The sequence below is a fragment of the Pseudomonas sp. P5_B3 genome (genome assembly GCF_056400405.1).
The window spans coordinates 15237-36010 of sequence record NZ_JBFULI010000046.1 but is presented as its reverse complement, the minus strand read 5'-3'; the positions used below and the strand labels follow the sequence as shown (position 1 = coordinate 36010).

At 59.9% G+C, this 20774-nt stretch carries 17 protein-coding genes; 5 read left to right on the top strand and 12 right to left on the bottom strand.

Annotated features, from left to right (window positions below; translation table 11 throughout):
- Positions 1-11: 11 nt before the first annotated feature.
- The 5 genes from hisC to mtnA all read right to left on the bottom strand — a co-directional run bounded on the left by hisC (position 12) and on the right by mtnA (position 7723).
- Positions 12-1124, bottom strand: coding sequence for a histidinol-phosphate transaminase (gene hisC, locus AC1DRN_RS22985; RefSeq protein WP_223462467.1), 1113 nt, complete (start codon positions 1122-1124; stop codon positions 12-14).
- A 13-nt stretch (positions 1125-1137) separates the two neighbouring features.
- Positions 1138-2232 (bottom strand): prephenate dehydratase, encoded by a 1095-nt coding sequence (gene pheA / locus AC1DRN_RS22980; protein WP_223462466.1) that lies wholly within the window; start codon positions 2230-2232, stop codon positions 1138-1140.
- Positions 2232-3317, bottom strand: coding sequence for a 3-phosphoserine/phosphohydroxythreonine transaminase (gene serC, locus AC1DRN_RS22975; RefSeq protein WP_223529931.1), 1086 nt, complete (start codon positions 3315-3317; stop codon positions 2232-2234). The genes pheA and serC overlap by 1 nt, the downstream gene beginning before the upstream one ends.
- Positions 3318-3566: 249 nt before the next feature.
- Entirely contained in the window at positions 3567-6221 is a 2655-nt protein-coding gene (gene gyrA, locus AC1DRN_RS22970; RefSeq protein ID WP_056727165.1) for a DNA gyrase subunit A, read from the bottom strand.
- 425 nt (positions 6222-6646) lie between these two features.
- A complete protein-coding gene (mtnA, locus tag AC1DRN_RS22965) occupies positions 6647-7723 on the bottom strand; it encodes an S-methyl-5-thioribose-1-phosphate isomerase (protein ID WP_223462464.1) in 1077 nt (358 codons plus the stop codon).
- 108 nt (positions 7724-7831) lie between these two features.
- Between mtnA and AC1DRN_RS22960 the strand changes: the two genes are divergently transcribed.
- The 5 genes from AC1DRN_RS22960 to AC1DRN_RS22940 all read left to right on the top strand — a co-directional run bounded on the left by AC1DRN_RS22960 (position 7832) and on the right by AC1DRN_RS22940 (position 12818).
- Positions 7832-9166, top strand: a complete 1335-nt coding sequence (locus AC1DRN_RS22960; protein ID WP_457266328.1) for a TRZ/ATZ family hydrolase — start codon at positions 7832-7834, stop codon at positions 9164-9166.
- A gap of 57 nt (positions 9167-9223) precedes the next feature.
- Positions 9224-9922: a bifunctional 2-polyprenyl-6-hydroxyphenol methylase/3-demethylubiquinol 3-O-methyltransferase UbiG gene (ubiG, locus tag AC1DRN_RS22955; RefSeq protein WP_223462462.1), complete on the top strand. Its 699-nt coding sequence runs from the start codon at positions 9224-9226 to the stop codon at positions 9920-9922.
- 4 nt (positions 9923-9926) lie between these two features.
- Complete coding sequence (gene mupP / locus AC1DRN_RS22950) at positions 9927-10598, top strand: N-acetylmuramic acid 6-phosphate phosphatase MupP (RefSeq protein WP_007999922.1); 672 nt, start codon at positions 9927-9929, stop codon at positions 10596-10598.
- 187 nt (positions 10599-10785) lie between these two features.
- Positions 10786-11526 (top strand): YciK family oxidoreductase, encoded by a 741-nt coding sequence (locus tag AC1DRN_RS22945; protein ID WP_223462461.1) that lies wholly within the window; start codon positions 10786-10788, stop codon positions 11524-11526.
- Positions 11527-11891: 365 nt separating this feature from the next.
- Positions 11892-12818, top strand: coding sequence for a GGDEF domain-containing protein (locus tag AC1DRN_RS22940; protein WP_223462460.1), 927 nt, complete (start codon positions 11892-11894; stop codon positions 12816-12818).
- A gap of 136 nt (positions 12819-12954) precedes the next feature.
- On the opposite strand, the gene AC1DRN_RS22935 is transcribed toward AC1DRN_RS22940, so the two are convergent.
- The 7 genes from AC1DRN_RS22935 to AC1DRN_RS22905 all read right to left on the bottom strand — a co-directional run bounded on the left by AC1DRN_RS22935 (position 12955) and on the right by AC1DRN_RS22905 (position 20750).
- Positions 12955-13716, bottom strand: coding sequence for an iron-containing redox enzyme family protein (locus tag AC1DRN_RS22935; protein WP_263289821.1), 762 nt, complete (start codon positions 13714-13716; stop codon positions 12955-12957).
- Positions 13717-13792: 76 nt separating this feature from the next.
- A complete protein-coding gene (locus AC1DRN_RS22930; RefSeq protein WP_223462458.1) occupies positions 13793-16252 on the bottom strand; it encodes an EAL domain-containing protein in 2460 nt (819 codons plus the stop codon).
- A 168-nt stretch (positions 16253-16420) separates the two neighbouring features.
- Positions 16421-18238, bottom strand: a complete 1818-nt coding sequence (locus tag AC1DRN_RS22925) for an ABC transporter ATP-binding protein (RefSeq protein ID WP_223462457.1) — start codon at positions 18236-18238, stop codon at positions 16421-16423.
- Positions 18231-18833, bottom strand: coding sequence for a DsbA family protein (locus AC1DRN_RS22920; protein WP_223462509.1), 603 nt, complete (start codon positions 18831-18833; stop codon positions 18231-18233). Before AC1DRN_RS22920 ends, AC1DRN_RS22925 begins: the two co-directional genes overlap by 8 nt.
- A gap of 36 nt (positions 18834-18869) precedes the next feature.
- Complete coding sequence (gene trhO, locus AC1DRN_RS22915) at positions 18870-19811, bottom strand: oxygen-dependent tRNA uridine(34) hydroxylase TrhO (RefSeq protein WP_457266327.1); 942 nt, start codon at positions 19809-19811, stop codon at positions 18870-18872.
- A 102-nt stretch (positions 19812-19913) separates the two neighbouring features.
- Positions 19914-20213 (bottom strand): BolA family protein, encoded by a 300-nt coding sequence (locus tag AC1DRN_RS22910; RefSeq protein WP_057713758.1) that lies wholly within the window; start codon positions 20211-20213, stop codon positions 19914-19916.
- Between the two features lie 12 nt (positions 20214-20225).
- Positions 20226-20750: a DUF2059 domain-containing protein gene (locus tag AC1DRN_RS22905; RefSeq protein WP_108215400.1), complete on the bottom strand. Its 525-nt coding sequence runs from the start codon at positions 20748-20750 to the stop codon at positions 20226-20228.
- Between the last annotated feature and the right edge of the window lie 24 nt (positions 20751-20774).

Below are 20774 nucleotides of genomic sequence, written 5' to 3'. Positions count from 1 at the left end.
GCGCAGTGACATCAACCACGAGCCAGAACCTTGGTCAGCGCTTCAAGGAAGCGGCTGTTCTCTGCCGGCAGGCCAATGGTGATGCGCAGGTGATTCGGCATGCCGTAGTTGGCCACCGGGCGCACGATCACGCCCTCACGAAGCAAGCCCTGGAACACCGGGGCCGCGACTTGATCGAGATCGACGCAGATGAAATTGCCTTTGGACGCAATCCAGCTCAGCCCCAGCTCACGGAATCCGGCTTCCAGTTGCTGCATGCCGGACTCGTTCAACTGACGGCTTTGCGCCAGATACTCCTCGTCCTTCAAAGCCGCACAAGCAGCGGCCAGGGCCAGGCTGTTGACGTTGAATGGCTGGCGTACACGGTTCAGCACGTCTGCGACCACCGCTGTGGACAACCCATAACCCACGCGTAGCGCCGCCAGCCCATAGGCCTTGGAGAAAGTGCGGGAAACCAACAGGTTCGGATAAGCCGCCAGGAAGTCCAGACCATCCGGCATATCACTGCCTTCGGCGTACTCGATGTAGGCCTCGTCCAGCACCACCAGCACATGCTCCGGAACATCCTGCAGGAATTCGTCCAGCGCCTCGGCGTCGAACCAGGTCCCGGTCGGATTGTTCGGGTTGGCGATGAACACCACGCGGGTATTGGCATCGATGGCTGCCAGCATGGCAGGCAGGTCATGCCCCCAATCCTTGGCCGGAACCACCTTGGCCTGCGCGCCGACTGCCTGAGTGGCAATCGGATAGACAGCGAACGCATGCTCGCTGAACACGGCATTCAGGCCCGGCGCCAGATAGGCGCGCGCCACCAGCTCAAGAATGTCGTTGGAACCATTGCCCAGCGTCACTTGATTGAGCTCGACTCGGCACTGCTCGGCCAGCAGGGTCTTGAGCGCAAAACCGTTGCCGTCCGGATAGCGGGTCAGCTCGGCCAGCGCATCGCGGATCGCCGCCAGCGCCTTGGGGCCGGGGCCCAGCGGGTTTTCGTTGCTCGCCAGTTTGACGATGCTGGCTGGATCGAGATCCAGCTCGCGAGCCAGTTCGTCCACGGGTTTGCCCGGAACGTAAGGCGAAAGTTGTTGCACGCCCGGCTGTGCCAGAGCGAGGAAATTGCCACTCATTTGCTACCGCCCCTTAGAGAACTGCTTTCGGGTAGGAACCCAGCACTTTGAGTGCCACCGCTTCCTGACTGATCTTTTCCAGCACACTTTTGACCAGCGGGTCGCGGTGGTGGCCGACGAAGTCGATGAAGAACACGTAGGTCCACTTGCCACTGCGCGACGGACGAGTCTCGATTCGCGTCAGGTCGATGCCATTGTCGTGGAACGGCACCAGCAACTCGTGCAACGCACCCGGTTTGTTGCTCATGGAAACGATGATCGATGTCTTGTCGTCGCCAGTCGGCGGCACTTCCTGATTACCGATCATCAGGAAGCGCGTGGAGTTATCCGGGCGATCCTCGATCTTCTCGGCCAAATGGGTCAGCCCGTACAGGCCGGCCGCCATGTCGCCGGCAATCGCCGCCGAGTTCCACTCTCCCTTGACCCGCTTGGCCGCTTCAGCGTTGCTGGACACCGCCACACGCTCGACATTCGGGTAGTGGGCGTCCAGCCACTTGCGGCACTGGGCCAGGGACTGGGCGTGGGAGTAGATCCGGCTGATGCTGTCGGTCTTGGTGTTTTCACCGACCAACAGGTGATGGTGGATACGCAGTTCGACTTCGCCGCAGATCACCATGTCGTGCTCAAGGAAGCTGTCGAGGGTGTGATTGACCGCGCCTTCGGTGGAGTTTTCCACCGGCACCACGCCAAAATTCACCGCACCGGCCGCCACTTCACGGAACACTTCGTCGATCGCCGCCATCGGCTTGCTGATCACGGCGTGACCGAAATGCTTCATGGCCGCCGCCTGGGTGAAGGTACCTTCAGGGCCCAGATAAGCCACTTTCAGCGGCTGTTCGAGTGCCAGGCACGAAGACATGATTTCGCGGAACAACCGCGCCATCTCTTCGTTGCCCAGCGGCCCCTGGTTACGCTCCATGACACGCTTGAGCACCTGAGCTTCGCGCTCAGGACGATAGAACACCGGCACTTCGCCTTCGGCCAGCGAGGCCATCTTTACTCGCGCGACTTCCTGGGCGCAGCGCGCACGCTCACTGATCAGCTCCAGGACCTTTTCGTCCAGTGCATCAATGCGCAGGCGCAGTGCCTTGAGTTCTTGCTCAGACATTAGCCGTGTTCCTTCTCGAACTCTGCCATGTACGAAATCAGCGCATTGACGGCGTTGATGTCGACGGCGTTATAGATGGAGGCGCGCATGCCACCCACGGAACGGTGCCCCTTGAGGTTCAACAGGCCACGCTCATCGGCACCAGCCAGGAACGGCTTGTCCAGACGATCGTCCGCCAGGCGGAACGGCACGTTCATCCACGAGCGGTCCGACTTGTTGATCGGGTTGCTGTACAGGCCGCTGGCATCGATGAAGCTGTACAGCGTGCGCTGCTTGACTTCGTTGAGCTTGCCGATGGCCTCGACGCCGCCCTGCTCTTTCAGCCACTCGAACACCAGGCCGGACAGGTACCAGGCCAGGGTCGGCGGGGTGTTGTACATCGAACCGTTATCGGCCGCGACCTTGTAGTTGAGCATAGTCGGGCACAGGGAACGGGCGTGGCCCAGCAGGTCTTCGCGAACGATGTTCACCACGATGCCGCTCGGACCGATGTTTTTCTGGGCGCCAGCGTAGATCATGCCGAAACGCGAAACATCCACCGGACGCGACAGGATGTCCGAGGACATGTCGGCGACCAGCGGTACATCACCGGTTTCCGGAATCCATTGGAATTCCAGGCCGCCGATGGTTTCGTTCGGCGCGTAGTGGACGTAGGCCGCGTCTTTCGACAGCTTCCATTCGTTCTGGCCGGGAATGGCGAAATAGTCGTAAGGCTTGGCGGTGCCGGCAACGTTGACGTGGCCGTAGCGCGAAGCTTCTTCGATGGCTTTCTGCGACCAGATACCGGTGTCGATATAGTCGGCCGAGCCGTTTTCCGGCAACAGGTTCAGAGGAATCTGAGCAAATTGCTGGCTGGCGCCACCTTGCAGAAACAGCACTTTATAGTTCGAGGGGATATTCAGCAGATCACGCAGATCCTGCTCGGCCTTGGTGGCAATGGACACGAACTCATCGCTGCGATGGCTCATTTCCATGACCGACAGGCCCTTGCCGTGCCAGTCGAGGAGTTCACCCTGGGCGCGCTGCAGGACAGCTTCGGGAAGCGCCGCAGGACCGGCACAGAAGTTATAGGCTCTCTTGCTCACATCCAATCTCGCTCTGATTTGGTGGTATCACGCAGTAAATCGCATTATCAGCCGACACCGGGTCCCTGCTGAAACAGAGATTTGTGGGAGCGAGCCTGCTCGCGATTGCATCACCGCGATACTTCAGACGTACCGCGGCGCATGCATCGCGAGCAGGCTCGCTCCCACAAGGGATCTCCAGTGGTGTCGATATTTCATTACGGACAAACAACAAGGGGGCGAATTTTCATCCGCCCCCTGCTTACCCGCTTATTCCTGTGGTTCTTCGTCAGCGGCGGCGTCGAGTTGCTGGTCTTCGGCAACGTCGTCAATCACGACCTCACCGACAAACCCTTCACCCTCTTCACCTTCCAGCTCTTCGCCCTCGACTTCCGACGGCTCCTGAACCCGCTCCAGCCCGACCAGTGTTTCGTCGTTGGCCAGTTTGATCAAGGTCACGCCCTGGGTGTTACGACCCAGGCTGGACACTTCGTCGACACGGGTGCGCACCAGGGTGCCCTGGTCGGAAATCAGCATGATTTCCTCGCCGTCGAGCACCTGCACCGCGCCGACCAGACGGCCGTTACGCTCGTTGCTGACCATGGCGATAACGCCCTGACCGCCACGCTTGTACTCAGGGAACTCGGTGATCGCCGTGCGCTTGCCGTAGCCACGCGCCGAAGCGGTGAGGATCTGGCTGCCTTCTTCCGGGATCAGCATGGAAATCAGCTTCTGGCCTTCCGGCAGACGCATGCCGCGCACACCGCGGGCGGTACGGCCCATGGCGCGAACGTCGGATTCCTTGAAGCGGGTAACCTTGCCGCCATCGGAGAACAGCATGACTTCACGCTCGCCATCGGTGATGGCCGCGGAAATCAGCACGTCGCCTTCGTCCAGCTCCAGCGCGATCAGGCCGACACTGCGTTGACGGCTGAAGGATTCCAGCGGGGTCTTCTTCACGGTGCCGTTGGCGGTGGCCATGAAGATGTAGTGACCTTCGGTGTATTCCTCGACGGGCAGCATGGTGGTGATGTATTCACCGTCATCCAGCGGCAGCAGGTTGACCAGCGGACGACCACGGGCAGCGCGGGACGCTTCAGGGATTTCGTAGGTTTTCAGCCAGTACACCTTGCCCTTGCTGGAGAACAGCAGCAGCGTGGTGTGGCTGTTGGCAACCAGCAGGTGAGCGATGTAGTCCTCATCCTTGACGCCGGTTGCCGACTTGCCTTTACCGCCACGACGCTGGGCCTGGTACGCAGCCAGCGGCTGGGTCTTGGCGTAGCCACCGTGGGAAATGGTCACGACGCGCTCTTCTTCCGGGATCATGTCACCCAGGGTCAGATCGAGACGAGCGTCGAGGATTTCGGTACGACGTACGTCGCCGTACTCGGCGCGAATCACTTCCAGCTCTTCGCGGATCACTTCCATCAGGCGCGTGGCGCTGTTGAGGATGCGGATCAGCTCGCCGATCTGGTTGAGGATCTCTTGATACTCGGCCAGCAGTTTTTCGTGCTCCAGACCGGTCAGGCGATGCAGACGCAGTTCCAGAATGGCTTGCGCCTGCTCTGGCGACAGGAAGTACTTGCCGTCGCGCAGACCGTATTGCGGATCGAGGTTTTCCGGACGGCACGAATCGGCGCCGGCACGTTCAACCATCGCCACCACGGCCGAGGATTCCCAAGGCGTGCTGATCAGCGCTTCCTTGGCTTCCGACGGCGTTGGCGACGCCTTGATCAGGGCGATGACCGGGTCGATGTTCGACAGGGCAACCGCTTGACCTTCAAGGATGTGGCCACGCTCGCGCGCCTTGCGCAGTTCGAACACGGTACGACGGGTGACGACTTCGCGACGGTGACGAACAAAGGCCTCCAGCAGATCCTTGAGATTCAGGATCCGCGGACGGCCGTCGATCAGCGCGACGATGTTGATACCGAACACCGCTTGCAGCTGGGTCTGGGCGTAGAGGTTGTTGAGGATGACCTCAGGCACTTCACCGCGACGCAACTCGATCACGACGCGCATACCGTCCTTGTCGGACTCGTCGCGCAGTTCAGTGATGCCTTCAAGCTTCTTCTCTTTTACCAGCTCGGCGATCTTCTCGATCAGACGCGCCTTGTTCAGCTGGTAAGGGAGTTCGGTGATGACGATCTGCTGACGGCCACCGACCTTGTCGATGTCTTCGATCATCGAGCGGGCGCGCATGTAAATGCGCCCGCGACCGGTGCGGTAGGCTTCGATGATGCCGGCGCGACCGTTGATGATCGCGGCGGTCGGGAAGTCCGGACCGGGGATGTATTGCATCAGCTCGTCGACAGTCAGCTCGGGATTGTCGATGAGCGCCAGGCAACCGTCGATGACTTCACCGAGGTTGTGCGGCGGAATGTTGGTCGCCATGCCCACGGCGATACCGCTGGAGCCGTTGACCAGCAGGTTGGGAATACGGGTCGGCATGACCGCCGGGATCATTTCGGTGCCGTCGTAGTTCGGCACCCAGTCCACGGTTTCTTTATGCAGGTCAGCCAGCAGCTCGTGCGCCAGCTTGGTCATGCGCACTTCGGTGTATCGCATGGCCGCGGCGTTATCGCCGTCCACCGAACCGAAGTTGCCCTGGCCGTCTACCAGCAGGTAGCGCAGGGAGAATGGCTGCGCCATCCGAACGATGGTGTCGTACACCGCGGTATCACCGTGCGGGTGATACTTACCGATCACGTCACCGACAACACGGGCAGATTTCTTGTACGGCTTGTTGAAGTCGTTGCCCAGCTCGCTCATCGCGAACAGCACGCGCCGGTGCACGGGCTTCAAGCCATCGCGCGCATCCGGCAGTGCCCGCCCGACAATTACGCTCATCGCGTAGTCGAGGTAGGACTGCTTCAGCTCGTCTTCGATATTGACCGGGAGGATTTCTTTGGCCAGTTCGCCCATGAGAAGCCTGATTCCTTTTTCTGGTGAAACCTCGTCACATCCATATGGGACGAACGAAGCTCGCCGATACAGGCTGAGTGCCATGCACCGACTTACGACAAATCAACGAGTTATGCCATGGATCTGCGCAGTACGGGTCGCCTCTTAGGGCAACCCTGGAAACCGCCGGATGTTATCACAAGAGCCGCCACGCACCTATCCCCCAGATGCGCATGGAGAGTAGTTAGTTGACCGGTGACAGGCTTGAAGGGGACGAGAGGGGCTTAGAGCCGTGTTGAATGGAGAATTGGCGACTGATTCGGGCTGGTTCATTGGGTTTGACGGCCTCATCGCGAGCAAGCTCGCTCCCACAGGTTTTGTGTGCACCGCAAACACTGTGGGAGCGAGCTTGCTCGCGATGGCTATCTTTCAGACGCCAGAAACTATCAATGCAGACGCTTACGGCACATCAACTGCGCCATCTTCGCCGTATCCGGGCGCTCGACGATGCCTTTTTCGGTGACGATCGCATCGATCAGGTCCGCCGGCGTCACGTCGAACACCGGGTTAAAGGCATTGACGTCGGCCCCGACGCGCTTGCCACCGACCTCCAGTAGCTCGCGACCATCACGCTCTTCAATCGGAATGTCATCGCCGCTGGCCAGGTTCATGTCAATGGTTGAACTCGGCGCCACCACCATGAAGCGCACGCCGTGGTGCATGGCATTGACGGCCAGTTGATAGGTGCCGATCTTGTTGGCCACGTCGCCATTGGCGGTGATCCGGTCCGCGCCGACGATGACCCAGGTAGGGCCTTTGGTCTTCATGATATGCGCCGCGGCGGAATCGACATTGAGGGTCACGGGAATGCCTTCATTGGCCAGCTCCCACGCAGTCAGTCGCGAGCCCTGCAGCCACGGGCGGGTTTCGTCGACATAGACCTGCTCGACCATACCCTCGATGAATGCACCACGAATCACCCCCAGCGCCGTGCCAAAGCCGCCCGTGGCCAGAGCGCCGGTGTTGCAGTGGGTCAGGATCGCCTGGGCGTTGCCCTGATGCTTGCGGATCAGGTCCACACCCAGCTGGGCCATGGTCAGGTTGGCTTCGCGATCACTTTCATGAATGGCGATGGCCTCGGCTTCCAGCACCTCCAGCGGATCGGCATTGTCCTTCAGGCGATCAAGCCGGTCGTGCATGCGCCCCAGCGCCCAGAACAGGTTGACCGCGGTAGGACGGGAATCGGCCAACAGCATGAAATCCTCTTCCAGCGCAGCGTACCAGTCGCCACCTTCGGCAATCCGGGCGCGGGCCGCCAGTACGATGCCATAAGCGGCACTGATACCAATCGCCGGAGCACCGCGCACCACCATCGAGCGAATGGCCTCGGCCACGCCAGCGGCGCTGGTGTAGGCAATCCAGGTTTCCTCGAACGGCAAAATACGCTGATCCAGCAGATGGAGAGCGCCATCACGCCAATCGATGGCCTTTACCTTTTCCGCAGCCAACAGTCGATCGCGCATCCCTCACCCCGCACTCATGAACAAAAGCCGCCGATTATAGCGATCCCCCCGCGAAGACGCTCGGGTATACTTCGCCATCCTATACAAAAGCACTGGAACCGACCTTCGATGCCGAACACTGCCGCTGCGCTCGACCTGTTATTGCTGCCGACCTGGCTGGTACCCGTCGAACCCGCTGGTGTTGTCCTCAAGGAGCATGGCGTGGGCATCCGTGATGGACGCATCGCGTTTATCGGCCCACGTTCCGCCGCACTGAAGCTTAACGCAACCGAAATCCGTGAATTGCCCGACATGTTGCTCAGCCCCGGCCTGATCAATGCCCACGGGCACGCGGCGATGACGCTGTTCCGTGGCCTGGCCGATGACCTGCCATTGATGACCTGGCTGGAAAACCATATCTGGCCCGCCGAGGCCAAATGGGTCGATGAAGATTTCGTGCGCGACGGCACCGACCTTGCCATCGCCGAGCAAATCAAAGGCGGCATCACCTGTTTCTCTGACATGTACTTCTTCCCGAAGGTTGCCAGCGAGCGGGTGCACAACAGCGGTATTCGCGCGCAGATCGCGATTCCGATCCTCGATTTCCCGATTCCGGGCGCCGCTACGGCGGACGAAGCCATTCGTCAGGGCGTCGAATTGTTTGGCGATCTCAAACACCACGAGCGCATCAAAATCACCTTCGGCCCCCATGCCCCCTACACCGTGGGCGACGAAAACCTGGAAAAAATCAGGGTGATTGCCGAAGAGCTGGACGCATCGATTCACATGCACGTGCATGAAACGGCGTTCGAAGTGCAGCAATCGGTCGAGCAGCGCGGTGAACGCCCGCTGGCCCGCCTGGCACGCCTGGGCTTGCTGGGGCCACGTTTCCAGGCGGTTCACATGACCCAGATCAGCGAAGAAGACCTGACGCTACTGGTAGAAAGCAACAGCAATGTGATTCATTGCCCGGAGTCGAACCTCAAGCTGGCCAGCGGATTCTGCCCGGTCGAGCGTTTGTGGGAGGCCGGGGTCAATGTCGCGGTCGGCACCGATGGCGCGGCCAGCAACAATGACCTGGACCTGCTCGGCGAAACCCGCACCGCGGCCCTGCTGGCCAAGGCTGTCGCCGGCTCGGCCACCGCGCTGGATGCCCATCGCGCCTTGCGCATGGCCACCCTCAATGGCGCCCGGGCATTGGGTATCGAGGCCGAAACCGGCTCGCTGGAAATCGGCAAAGCCGCGGACATGGTCGCGTTCGACCTCTCCGGCCTGGCCCAGCAACCGGTCTACGACCCGGTTTCGCAGCTTATATACGCCACCGGCCGCGACTGCGTGAAACACCTTTGGGTTGCCGGCAAGCAATTGCTCGACGACCGTCGCCTGACAAGCCTGGACGAACAACAGCTTGGCACTGTCGCGAAGGCCTGGGGCCAGCGCATCAGTGGCCGCACCGAATCGTAAGCACCCTGGAGCACAATCCGGGGCAACAGGATTTTTCAAGTTTTAGAGGACTAGACCATGAGCAACGTCGACTACGCCGAAATCGCCAAATTCGAGGCCCTGGCCCATCGCTGGTGGGACCGCGAAAGCGAATTCAAACCGCTGCACGACATCAACCCGCTGCGGGTCAACTGGATTGACGAACGCGTCAACCTGGCGGGCAAGAAGGTCCTCGACGTCGGTTGCGGCGGCGGCATCCTCAGCGAAGCCATGGCTCAGCGCGGCGCGACCGTGATGGGTATCGACATGGGCGAAGCGCCGTTGGCGGTTGCCCAGCTGCATCAGCTGGAGTCGGGCGTGAGCGTCGAATACCGGCAGATCACCGCCGAAGCCCTGGCCGAGGAAATGCCCGAGCAGTTCGACGTGGTCACCTGCCTGGAAATGCTTGAGCACGTGCCGGATCCGTCGTCGGTCATCCGCGCTTGCTTCCGCATGGTCAAGCCCGGCGGCCAGGTGTTCTTCTCCACCATCAACCGCAACCCGAAAGCGTATCTGTTCGCCATCGTCGGCGCCGAATACATCATGAAGTTGCTGCCGCGCGGCACCCACGACTTCAAGAAATTCATCCGCCCTTCCGAACTCGGCGCCTGGAGCCGCATGGCCGGCCTGACCGTCAAGGACATCATCGGCCTGACCTACAACCCGCTGACCAAGCACTACAAACTGGCCTGCGACGTGGACGTCAACTACATGATCCAGACCCTGCGCGAGGAATAAGTCGATGCCAATCAGAGCGGTTCTTTTCGACATGGACGGCACCCTGCTCGACACCGCGCCGGACTTCATTGCGATCTGTCAGGCGATGCGTGCCGACCGCGGCTTGCCACCGATGAACGACAAGCACATCCGCGACGAGATTTCCGGCGGCGCCCGCGCAATGGTCGCAGTGACCTTCGCCATGGACCCGGAATCGCCGGGTTTCGAGGAGCTGCGCCTGGAGTTTTTGGAGCGCTACCTCGTCGGCTGTGCGGTGCACAGCAAGCTGTTCGACGGCATGGCTGAATTGCTGGCCGACATCGAAAAAGCCAACCTGATCTGGGGGGTGGTCACCAACAAGCCGCTTCGCTTCGCCGAGCCGATCATGCAACAGTTGGGGCTGGCTGAACGCTCGGCGCTGCTGATCTGCCCGGATCATGTGAAGAACAGCAAACCGGACCCGGAACCGCTGATCCTGGCCTGCAAGATGCTCGACCTGGACCCGGCCAGCGTGCTGTTCGTCGGCGATGACCTGCGCGACATCGAGTCAGGCCGCGATGCCGGTACCAAGACTGCTGCGGTGACCTTCGGCTATATCCACCCGGATGACAACCCGCGGCATTGGGGTGCGGATGTGGTGGTCGATCATCCGCTGGAGTTGCGCAAGGTGCTCGATAGTGCGCTGTGCAGTTGCTGAGCCGCGCTCCCGCAAGAGCGAATGACCACAGTCTTGCGAGGATGTGAGCATTACCAATGTGGGAGCGAGCCTGCTCGCGATAGCGGCGGATCAGTCAGCATTGATGTTGAATTTGATACCGCCATCGCGAGCAGGCTCGCTCCCACAGGGATAACGCTTGACCTGAAGAATTATTGTCGAGGTTTTTATGTTTGATTATTCCGCCCGCCCCGAACTGCTCAAGGATCGGGTCATTCTGGTCACCGGCGCAGGACGCGGTATTGGCGCCGCAGCGGCAAAAACCTACGCGGCCCACGGCGCAACCGTGCTGCTGCTGGGCAAGACCGAAGCCAACCTGATCCAGGTCTACGACGAAATCGAAGCCGCCGGCCATCCACAACCGGCGGTGATCCCGTTCAACCTCGAAACCGCCCTGCCCCATCAATACGATGAGCTGGCGGCGATGATCGAAAACGAATTCGGGCATCTCGACGGACTGCTGCACAATGCTTCGATCATCGGCCCGCGCACGCCGATCGAGCAGCTGTCCGGCGAAAACTTCATGCGGGTCATGCAAGTCAACGTCAATGCCATGTTCATGCTCACCAGCACTCTGCTGCCGCTGCTCAAGCTGTCGCAAGATGCCTCGGTGGTATTCACGTCCAGCAGCGTCGGCCGCAAGGGACGTGCGTACTGGGGCGCTTATGGCGTCTCCAAATTCGCCACTGAAGGCCTGATGCAAACCCTGGCCGACGAAGTCGATACCGTGGCCCCGGTACGCTCCAACAGCATCAACCCGGGCGCTACCCGCACCAGCATGCGCGCCCAGGCTTACCCGGGTGAAAATCCGCTGAACAACCCGACGCCCGAGGAGATCATGCCGGTCTACCTTTACCTGATGGGCCCGGACAGCACCGGTATCAACGGCCAGGCGTTCAACGCCCAGTAGCGACCGTACGTCGCTTTTTGGTGCCGCGCCGATTTCCTGTCGCGGCACTCGAATACACGCCAGGTACCTGTCAAACAAACGTCACATGCAGCGCTGCAAAAGTAATAGACGAAGCACAACCAGTTGATTTAATACGATTTTTATTCAGATGAACCGAATGGCACGACTTTCGCTCTAACTTTGCTCAGACACGCAACGTGAAAGCAGACGGGACGAAGCTTGAGTGCGGCGATTACTCTTCTTCTACAAAGCAGATTAAACTTGTACGAAATGTCCTACGGGACTGACGGACCAGTACGACGCGCAGCCTAAGCCGCTCTCACCCTGCTTGTAAGACAGCCTTACTGCTTAGGGGCGCACGCCTTATGAAACCACCTTCCCAGACCAACGCAATTGACTTCGATAGCGCCAAATTGCAGCGCCTGGGCTTTGGTCAGCACCCGCCTCTTCTGGCAAGGCCTGTCAGTCTTGCGCAATTGCGCCAGCAACTGAGCCTGCAGCTGCAAACCAGTCTGGAGCCGCAACGCATTCTTGGGACGTTCTATCGCGAGATTCAGCGATTGGTACCGCTGGACGCTTTGTGCTACCTGCACAAGAGCAGTGACTTGCGTCTGGAGTTCGGCCAACGCGGCCACCACTCCATCAGTTACAGCCTCAGCCACGAAGGCGAACACCTGGGTGAGCTGATTTTCCGCCGCAATCAGCGCTTCAGCGAACAGGAACAGGGCAATCTCGAATCACTGCTGGCCGCGCTGCTTTTCCCGATGCGCAACGCGCTGCTTTACCGTACCGCCACCCAAAGCGCACTGCGCGACCCGCTGACGGGCACCGGCAACCGCATCGCCATGGACCAGACGCTGCAAAGGGAAATCGAGATATCCCGGCGCCATCTGCAACCGTTATCGGTGCTGATGCTGGACATCGATCATTTCAAGCAAGTCAATGATACCCACGGCCACAGCACCGGCGATGACGTGCTCAAGGCGGTCGCTGCCTCGATCAAAAACCAGCTGCGCAACGTGGACATGGTGTTTCGCTATGGCGGTGAAGAGTTCCTGATCCTGCTGTCGAACACCACCCGCGAGGCCGCGGCCATGGTCGGGGAACGACTGCGGCTCGCAGTGCAGTCGCAAGAGTACCTGGCCGATAGTCATCTGATCGTGCTGACAGTCAGCCTCGGCTGTTCGACACTGTTACCCGGCGAGTCTGCCGAAAGCCTGTTGCGACGGGCAGACAGTGCATTGTATGTAGCCAAGCGCGAAGGTCGTAACCGACTGAAGATGGCGGGCTGATTTTTCAGCCACCACACAAACCAATGTGGGAGCGAGCCTGCTCGCGAATGGGATCTGACCTTCAACGATGATGTTGACTGACAGTCCGTATTCGCGAGCAGACTCGCTCCCACAGTTTTTTCAAGCAGCGATTGAATCAGCTTTCGGCCAGTGCCATCCGCTCACGCGCGACCGGTGCTCTTTCTGCGTGCTCCAACTGCATGCAACGCTCGAGAAACAGGTACATGTAGTCGTAGCTCTTGCACACAGCCTGGCGCAACTCCACCTGCAGGGATTTGCTCGGGTTGGTGCCCGCCAATGTGCAGATGATTTCCAGGGCTTCCCATGGATGGGCATCGTCGTACTGGGCATGCATCTTCAGCCACTTCATCGCCCGCTTGCGATCCTCCTCGGGGAACGAGGTGGCGTAGATGCCGCTGGAACAGACTACCGCCGACCATTCCCCGGTCGCCCCTTCGATGGCGTAGTTGGTGGCGGCAATCGCAACGATCAGCGAGTCGGATGAACTGGTGTGCCAACACCAATGGCTCAAGGCATGAAGCTCCGGTGCAACCTGCTGCGCCTGAAGGTCCTCCAGGCTGACACCGTGCGCGCGGCTCCAGTGCACCCAGTAATCGGCGTGGTTCAATTCGACGCGGATATTACGCATCAGCCAGCGACGGGCCATGTCTTCGCCGGGATGACGGGCAAAGCGTGTCTTGGTGAGGTTTTGTGCCATATACAACGCGAACTGTTCGACCACCGGCCAGCCACCGATCAGGTATTGGCGCATGGTCTTTGCACTGAGTTTGTTGTCTCGCATGCGTTGGTACAGTTCGTGTTCGACAACCCGGCGCTTGCTCTCGCTGCAATCCTGGATCAGGCGCTGGGCCCAGGCAGGGTAACTTGCAGCTTCCATGAGCGGTCCGGTTCGGTTGAATGTGTCGATCACTGTCGAGCTCCTTTTGATTGTGATTGTAAGACCGGCAGGAGTTTCAACGGAACGTGCCAGGGGCCTTGAACAACAGCGGCTGAGGCCTGGCGGGACGACTTAACAGGCTATCAAAGGTAAACAAATGCGGGCGTTCAATCACATACCCTTGAGCGTAATCCACCCCGATCTCCAGCAATGCCTGCTCGATCTGGGGCGTTTCGACAAACTCGGCAATCGTGCGCTTACCCATGACATGACCGATGTGATTGATCACTTCGACCATGGCGCGGTTAATCGGGTCGTCCAGCATATCCTTTACGAAACTCCCATCGATCTTCAGGAAGTCTACAGGCAAATGTTTCAGGTACGCGAATGAGGACATTCCGGCGCAAAAGTCATCCAGTGAAAAATAGCACCCTAAGCCTTTGAGTTCATTAATGAATCGAATGGCGCTGCCAAGATTTGAAATAGCACTGGTCTCAGTAATTTCAAAACAAATCATTTCAGGCGGAATCGAATACGTCACAAACTGTTCGCGCAGGAAGTCCAGGAACGCCTCATCCCCGATCGTCGTGCCTGACAGATTGATCGCACACATGGCCAGCGGCCCACGGTGTGGCTCGGCCCGGCATTGGGCAATGATCTTGAACACGTTCTGCACAACCCAACGATCCAGCGAACTCATCAGGCCATAGCGTTCAGCTGCCGGAATGAAGCTGTCGGGCAAGATCATCCGCCCGGCTTCGTCATGCAATCGCAGCAGAATCTCAATGTGCCCGCCGCCCTGTTCGACATGACCCAAGGGGGCAATTTCCTGGGCGTACAGGCAGAAGCGGTCCTCCTCCAGCGCCATGTGCAAACGTTGCACCCAAGCCATTTCGCCGAAGCGCAGGGACAACTCCGAGTCATCCGGATGATAGACCTGGACCCGGTTCCGGCCCTTTTCCTTGGCCATGTAGCACGCCATGTCGGCAGCACGCAGCGAGGCTTCGAGCGTCGTCGGATTCTGCGCAACATGGACCAGCCCGATGCTGACAGTGGTCACGAAAGGCCGGCCCTTCCAGACAAAATGCAGATTTTGCACAGTCTGACGCAGGCTCTCGGCAATTTTCTCCGCCGCTTCCGGCGCGCAGTTTTCCAGCAGGATGCCGAATTCGTCGCCGCCAAGGCGCGCCAGGGTATCGCCTTCGCGCAGCCCGGATTGCAACAAGGCACAGATATGCCGCAACAGTTCGTCGCCTGCCGCGTGACCGCAGGTATCGTTGACCAGCTTGAACTGATCCAGATCGAGGAACATCAGGGCATGGCGACCCGAATGGCGGGTCAGGTTGTGCAGCGCCTGTTCCAGGCGATATTCGAATTCGCGGCGGTTGGCAAGCCCGGTCAAGGCGTCGTGGGTCGCCTGCCACGACAGATTGGCGATGTATTGCCGCTCCTGGGTCATGTCATGCAGCACCAGCACCGTTCCGCTGACTTTGCCGGCATTGCGGATCGGAGCACCCACCAGCGTGACCGACACCGTGCTGCCGTCCAGGCGTTGAATCAACTTGGAGTGCTCACTGCCGCCACTGAGTTGGCCGCTCAGAATATGCTCGATCAGGGTGAAACCGTCGCTCTGTGCATTTTCATCCAGCAGGTTGAACAGCGCCGCCAGCGGCAACCCTGTCGCCTGCTCGGCCTTCCAGTGGGTCAATGCCTCGGCCGCCGGATTCATGTAGGCAATCGCACCGGAAACATCCGTGGTGATCACGCCATCGCCAATCGATTGCAGAGTGATCTGCGCCCGTTCTTTCTCCAGTTGCAGCGCATCGGCGAAGGCATGGCGCTGCTTGAGCAGTTTATGGGTGCGCATCAAGGCCAATGCAATCAAGCCCAGGGCGGTGGCGAGGTTGATCACCAGCAACAGTCGCAGGATCATCCGCGAGCCTTCGCCCAAGGCATCGCTGAAGGCCTTCGCCGCCGGTGTCACACTTTCGTTGATGACGAATATCTGATCCTTCCAGCGCTTGATATCGGCATCGGTGGCCTGCCTGGTGGTGATGCGCTGATGCATCTCCCGCGCAACGGCATCGAGTTGCACCAGATACGCGTCGCCCACCATCCAAAGGTCGATGGCTTTCTCGTGGTAACTGAAGTGCCGGAAATTCAGGTACAGCCAGATCACACTGGTGATGTCATCCGGATGGTTGCCGCCCTTGAGGATCGCCACCCGTGCCGCCGTGATGTCCGGCGGCCGATGATCCAGCGCCACACGCAATTCATGCCCGCCCTGAGGCACGGAAATGGCGTTCTGGTATTTATGAAAAATCGCTTCGTCGCCGCTGTCGGCGTAGAGATTGAGGTAATAGATGGCGTCTTTCTGGCCCTTGGACCACAGGCTCTCACCGGCGACATAACCGCGAACAGCCGACAGCACATAAAGGCTGACACCGCCCAAGAGGGCCTGAAACACCACAACGGCGATAAATGGCCAGACGATGCCCAACAGCCGTGGCGTTCCGAGAGTCCGCTTTTGATTCATGAGGTCCCTTGCGTTAGCACTGCTCGCTCGTCTTCCGGACGAAATCGCTACAGCTAGACTAGGTTGCGATCCCGGTCCCGGCAAGCGACAAGCTTTGCCCGGAGGGAACATCGCGGCCGCTGAATTCGGTCGCGATCATGTTTTTTATCGTATTGAATCGGCGGCTCGCTACAACTGCTGCAAATGCCCATACAGCTTGGCGTATAACCCACCTTCGGCGATCAGTTGCTGGTGGTCGCCGTCCTCGGCAATTTGCCCGCCGTCGAACACCAGCACACGATCGGCTTGTTTTACCGCCGAAAGACGGTGGGCAATGATCAGCGTGGTGCGGTTGCTCAGAAACCGCGCCAGTGCCTGGTGCAGGTTGTATTCGGTGGCGGCATCGAGCGCGGAGGTGGCTTCGTCGAGGATCACCACCTTGGGCTCGGCCAGCACCATCCGGGCGATGGCCAGACGCTGGCGTTGTCCGCCGGACAAACGCACGCCGGAGCGCCCGACGATGCTGTCCAGGCCATGGGGCAAATCCCGGACCGTGCCGTGCAATTGGGCGATTTCCAGCGCCTGCCAACAGGCCTCGTCACTGCGTTCGCGGCCCATGGTCAGGTTGGCGCGGATGGTGTCGTTGAACAGCGCCGGATGTTGCAGGACCACGGCGACATTTTCCCGAACGGTTTCCAGGCCGATCTCTTGCTGGGTTGAACCACCAAAGCGAATGGTGCCCGCCAGCGGCGTATACAAGCCCAGCAGCAGTTGCACCAGCGTGCTCTTGCCGCCGCCACTGGCACCGACGATTGCGACCTTTTCGCCGGGGGCGATGGACAGGTTCATCTGGTTCAGGACCAGTTCATCACCGTAACCGAAACTCAACCCCTGTACTTCCAGCCCGACCGTCTCGCGACCACTGAACGGGTCGACTCCACCCGAGTACTCGGGCTCATCGGCTCGGGACAGCAGCTCGTTGATTCGCGACAGCGCACCACCGGCTGCGTAGTAGGCATATTGCAGGTTCAGCAGTTGTTCAACCGGACCGATCATGAACCACAGGTAGCTGAACACCGCGAGCATCTGGCCGATTGAAAGGTCGGAAAACAGTACGGTGAGCATCGCCGCGGCCCGGAAAATATCGATGCCGAACTGGAACAGCAAGCCGCTGGCCCGGTTCGACGCATCGGTCTTCCATTGCGAATTCACCGCGTAGTCCCGCACGTCCCGGGCGCGCTGCCCCAAGCGACCGAGGAAAAACCCCTGGCGGTTGCCGGCGCGAACTTCCTGGATCGCATCCAGCGTTTCGGTCAGTGCCTGGGTGAAGCGCGAAGTGCTGTCATTCTCGAGTTTCTTCAGGTGCTTGACCCGCTTGCCCAATTGCACCGTGGCGTAGATCACCAAGGGGTTGAACAGCAGAATCAGCAGCGCCAGTTGCCAGTGCATCCACACCAGAATGCCTGCCGTGCCGACCAGGGTCAGCATGGCCACGAGGAAACGGCTGAGGGTTTCGCCGACGAATTTGTCCAGCGTGTCCAGGTCAGTCACAAGGTGCGTGGTCACCGTGCCGCTGCCCAGGCTTTCGTATTCGCCCAGCGAGATGCGCTTGAGTCGCTCGATCAGCCGCACACGAATCCGATAGACGATGTCCTTGGCCAGCCCGGCGAACAATTTCGCCTGCACTACGTTGAACATCAACGCCGCGCAGCGCAGGGTCAGGGTCACCAGCAGCATCAGGCCGATGTAGCCCGCGGCCTTCTGCCAGCCTTCGGGCAGCGCGTGGTTCATGATCTTCAGCGCGGCATCACCATGCCCCAGCAATACCTCATCCACCAGCAACGGCAGGAGCAAGGGAATCGGTACGCTGCACAAGGTCGCCAGCACGGCCACGCCGTTGGCGATCCACAGGGATTTCTTGTGATGCAGGGCCAGGCGACGGATTTCCGCCCAGCTCAGACGGTCGACACGTTTAGCGGAGGCAACATCATCGGGCAGGTCATGCACAGGCAGCACGCTCCAGCCAGCGGCCGAGCAGCGGGGACAACTCGCTCAAAGGCTGATAGCCATTGGTCAACAATGCCAGTTGGCCGTTACGCTCAGCCAGCAGGGTGGGGAAACCGGCAATGCCCAGGTCCTGGACCCAGGTGAAATCAGCCGCCGTCGCGGTGTGCATATCGGCGCGGTCAAACGCGGCGGCGAATTCGATGCGTGGCAGACCGGCCTGTTCGGCCAGTTCCACCAGCACACTGGCGCGGGTGACGTCGCGCCCTTCGGCATAGAACGCATGCTGAATCAGCCCGAGCAGTTTCCAGGCACAATCCGGTGCCAGTGTGCGCGCCGTCACCAGTGCCCGGCAGGCTGGCTCGGTGTCGTAGACAAAGCCGTCGGGTAACGCGCCTTCAAGCTTGAAGGGCTGGCCGGTGGCCTTGGTGACCGCCTGCCAGTGTTCGAGGATATAGCGCCGGGTACTCGGCTCCAGCGCGGCACCGCTACCGGTGCGCAAACCACCCACGATCAGATGCACCTCCACGCCTGCGGCTTGCGCCTGTTCGACCAGTGCGTTGGCCACCGGAGCAAACCCCCAGCACCAGGAGCACATCGGGTCCATCACATAGAGCAGGCGCGCAGACATGGTTCAGGCCTCGGAGGATGCTTGCTTGTAGTTGAAGCCGATCGGGTGAGGCTGGTTACGAGCCTTGGCCAGTTCGATCTGCTTCTGCCGGTCGATGGCGCTGCGACGGGTCTTCTCACTCAGCTTATCCCAGCAATGCGGGCAACTGATGCCGGCCACGTAATGCTCGGACGCGCGGTCTTCCACGCTGACCGGCGTGCGGCAGGCATGACATTGATCGTAGTCGCCTTCGCTCAGGTCGTGACGAACGGTCACGCGGTTGTCGAACACGAAGCAGTCGCCCTGCCACCTGGTTTCTTCCTGTGGCACCTCTTCGAGATACTTCAGGATGCCACCCTTGAGGTGATAGACCTCGTCGAAGCCTTCGCTAAGCATGTAGCTCGACGCCTTCTCGCAACGGATGCCGCCGGTGCAGAACATCGCGACCTTCTTGTGCACGGCCGGGTCGAAGTTGGCTTTGATGTAGTCGGGAAATTCGCGAAAACTGGTGGTTTTCGGGTCGATGGCGCCTTCGAAGGTACCGATCGAGACCTCGTAATCGTTACGGGTGTCGATCAGCAGTACTTCCGGGTCGCTGATCAGCGCGTTCCAGTCCTGCGGATCGACGTAGGTGCCGACCTTTTTGTTCGGGTCCACGCCTTCCACGCCGAGGGTGACGATTTCTTTCTTGAGTTTGACTTTGGTGCGATAGAACGGCTGATCGTCGCAGTACGACTCTTTGTGATCGATGTCGTCCATGCGAGGGTCGTTCTTGAGCCAGGCCATCAGTCCGTCGATACCTTCGCGACTGCCGGACACGGTGCCGTTGATGCCTTCTTCGGCGATCAGCAGCGTGCCTTTGATGCCGTTGTCGACCATCGCTTGCAGCAGGGGCTCGCGCAGGGCGACGTAATCTTCCAGAGTGACGAACTTATACAGTGCCGCCACGACAATCTGTTGTGTCATGGGTAAATCTCCAGGTGGCTACCCTCGTAAGGGGTGAACCGGATACGAAAAAAAACGCGCCGGGTTAGCGGCGCGTTGGGCATTCTAACAAAAAACCGGTGTTTAGTGCTTGCTGCCGCCAGCACAGGTCGGCGAGGCCGGAGCCGCGTCGATCTGTGCCCATTCCTCTGGCGTGTAGGTATGCAGCGCCAACGCATGGAACTCTCCCATCAGCTCGCCGAGCGTGCCGTAGACCTTCTGGTGGCGCTTGACCCGGTTCAGGCCTTCGAACTGTGCACTGACCACCACAGCCTTGAAATGGGTTTGCAACCCACGGCTGTGCATATGGCTCTCGTCCAGCACTTGCAGATGCTCGGGCTGAAGCAGGCCCAGCGTCGATTCGATGCGTTGTTGCATGGTCATACCGAACTCCGCTTAAGGCTTTTTCTTGGCTGGTGCAGCCGCGTCTTTCGGCGTCAGCTCGGCGGTCATGTCAGCCAACAGCTTGTTGACCACCGGCACCGCGCTTTCCAGCTTGGCCTGGGTCATCTGGGCCGATTGCTGGGTCAGCTGGGGCATTTTTTCCAGGACTTTCTTGCCCAGTGGCGACTGGTAGAACGCAACCAGGTCCTTGAGCTCGGATTCGGTGAAGTTGGTGGTGTAGAGCTTGATCATGTCCGGCTTGAGTTTGTTCCAGCCAATGGCCTGGTCCAGAGCGGCGTTGGCCTTGGCCTGGTAAGTTTCCAGCACGGCTTTTTTCGACTCAGGGGCTTTGGTCTGTTCGAAACGCTGGGCAAACATCTGCTGTACTTGCATGTACACCGGGGTGCCCAGTTTGTCAGCGTGCGCCATGGTCAGGAAAGCCTCGGCACTGGCGTTATGGCTGGCGGTGTCGGCAAGAACCTGGCCGCTGGCGCAGACCAAAGCAACGGCGGTACAGATGGCACGAAGACGAGTCATCGAGTTTCCTTTTCTAGCTGGCGA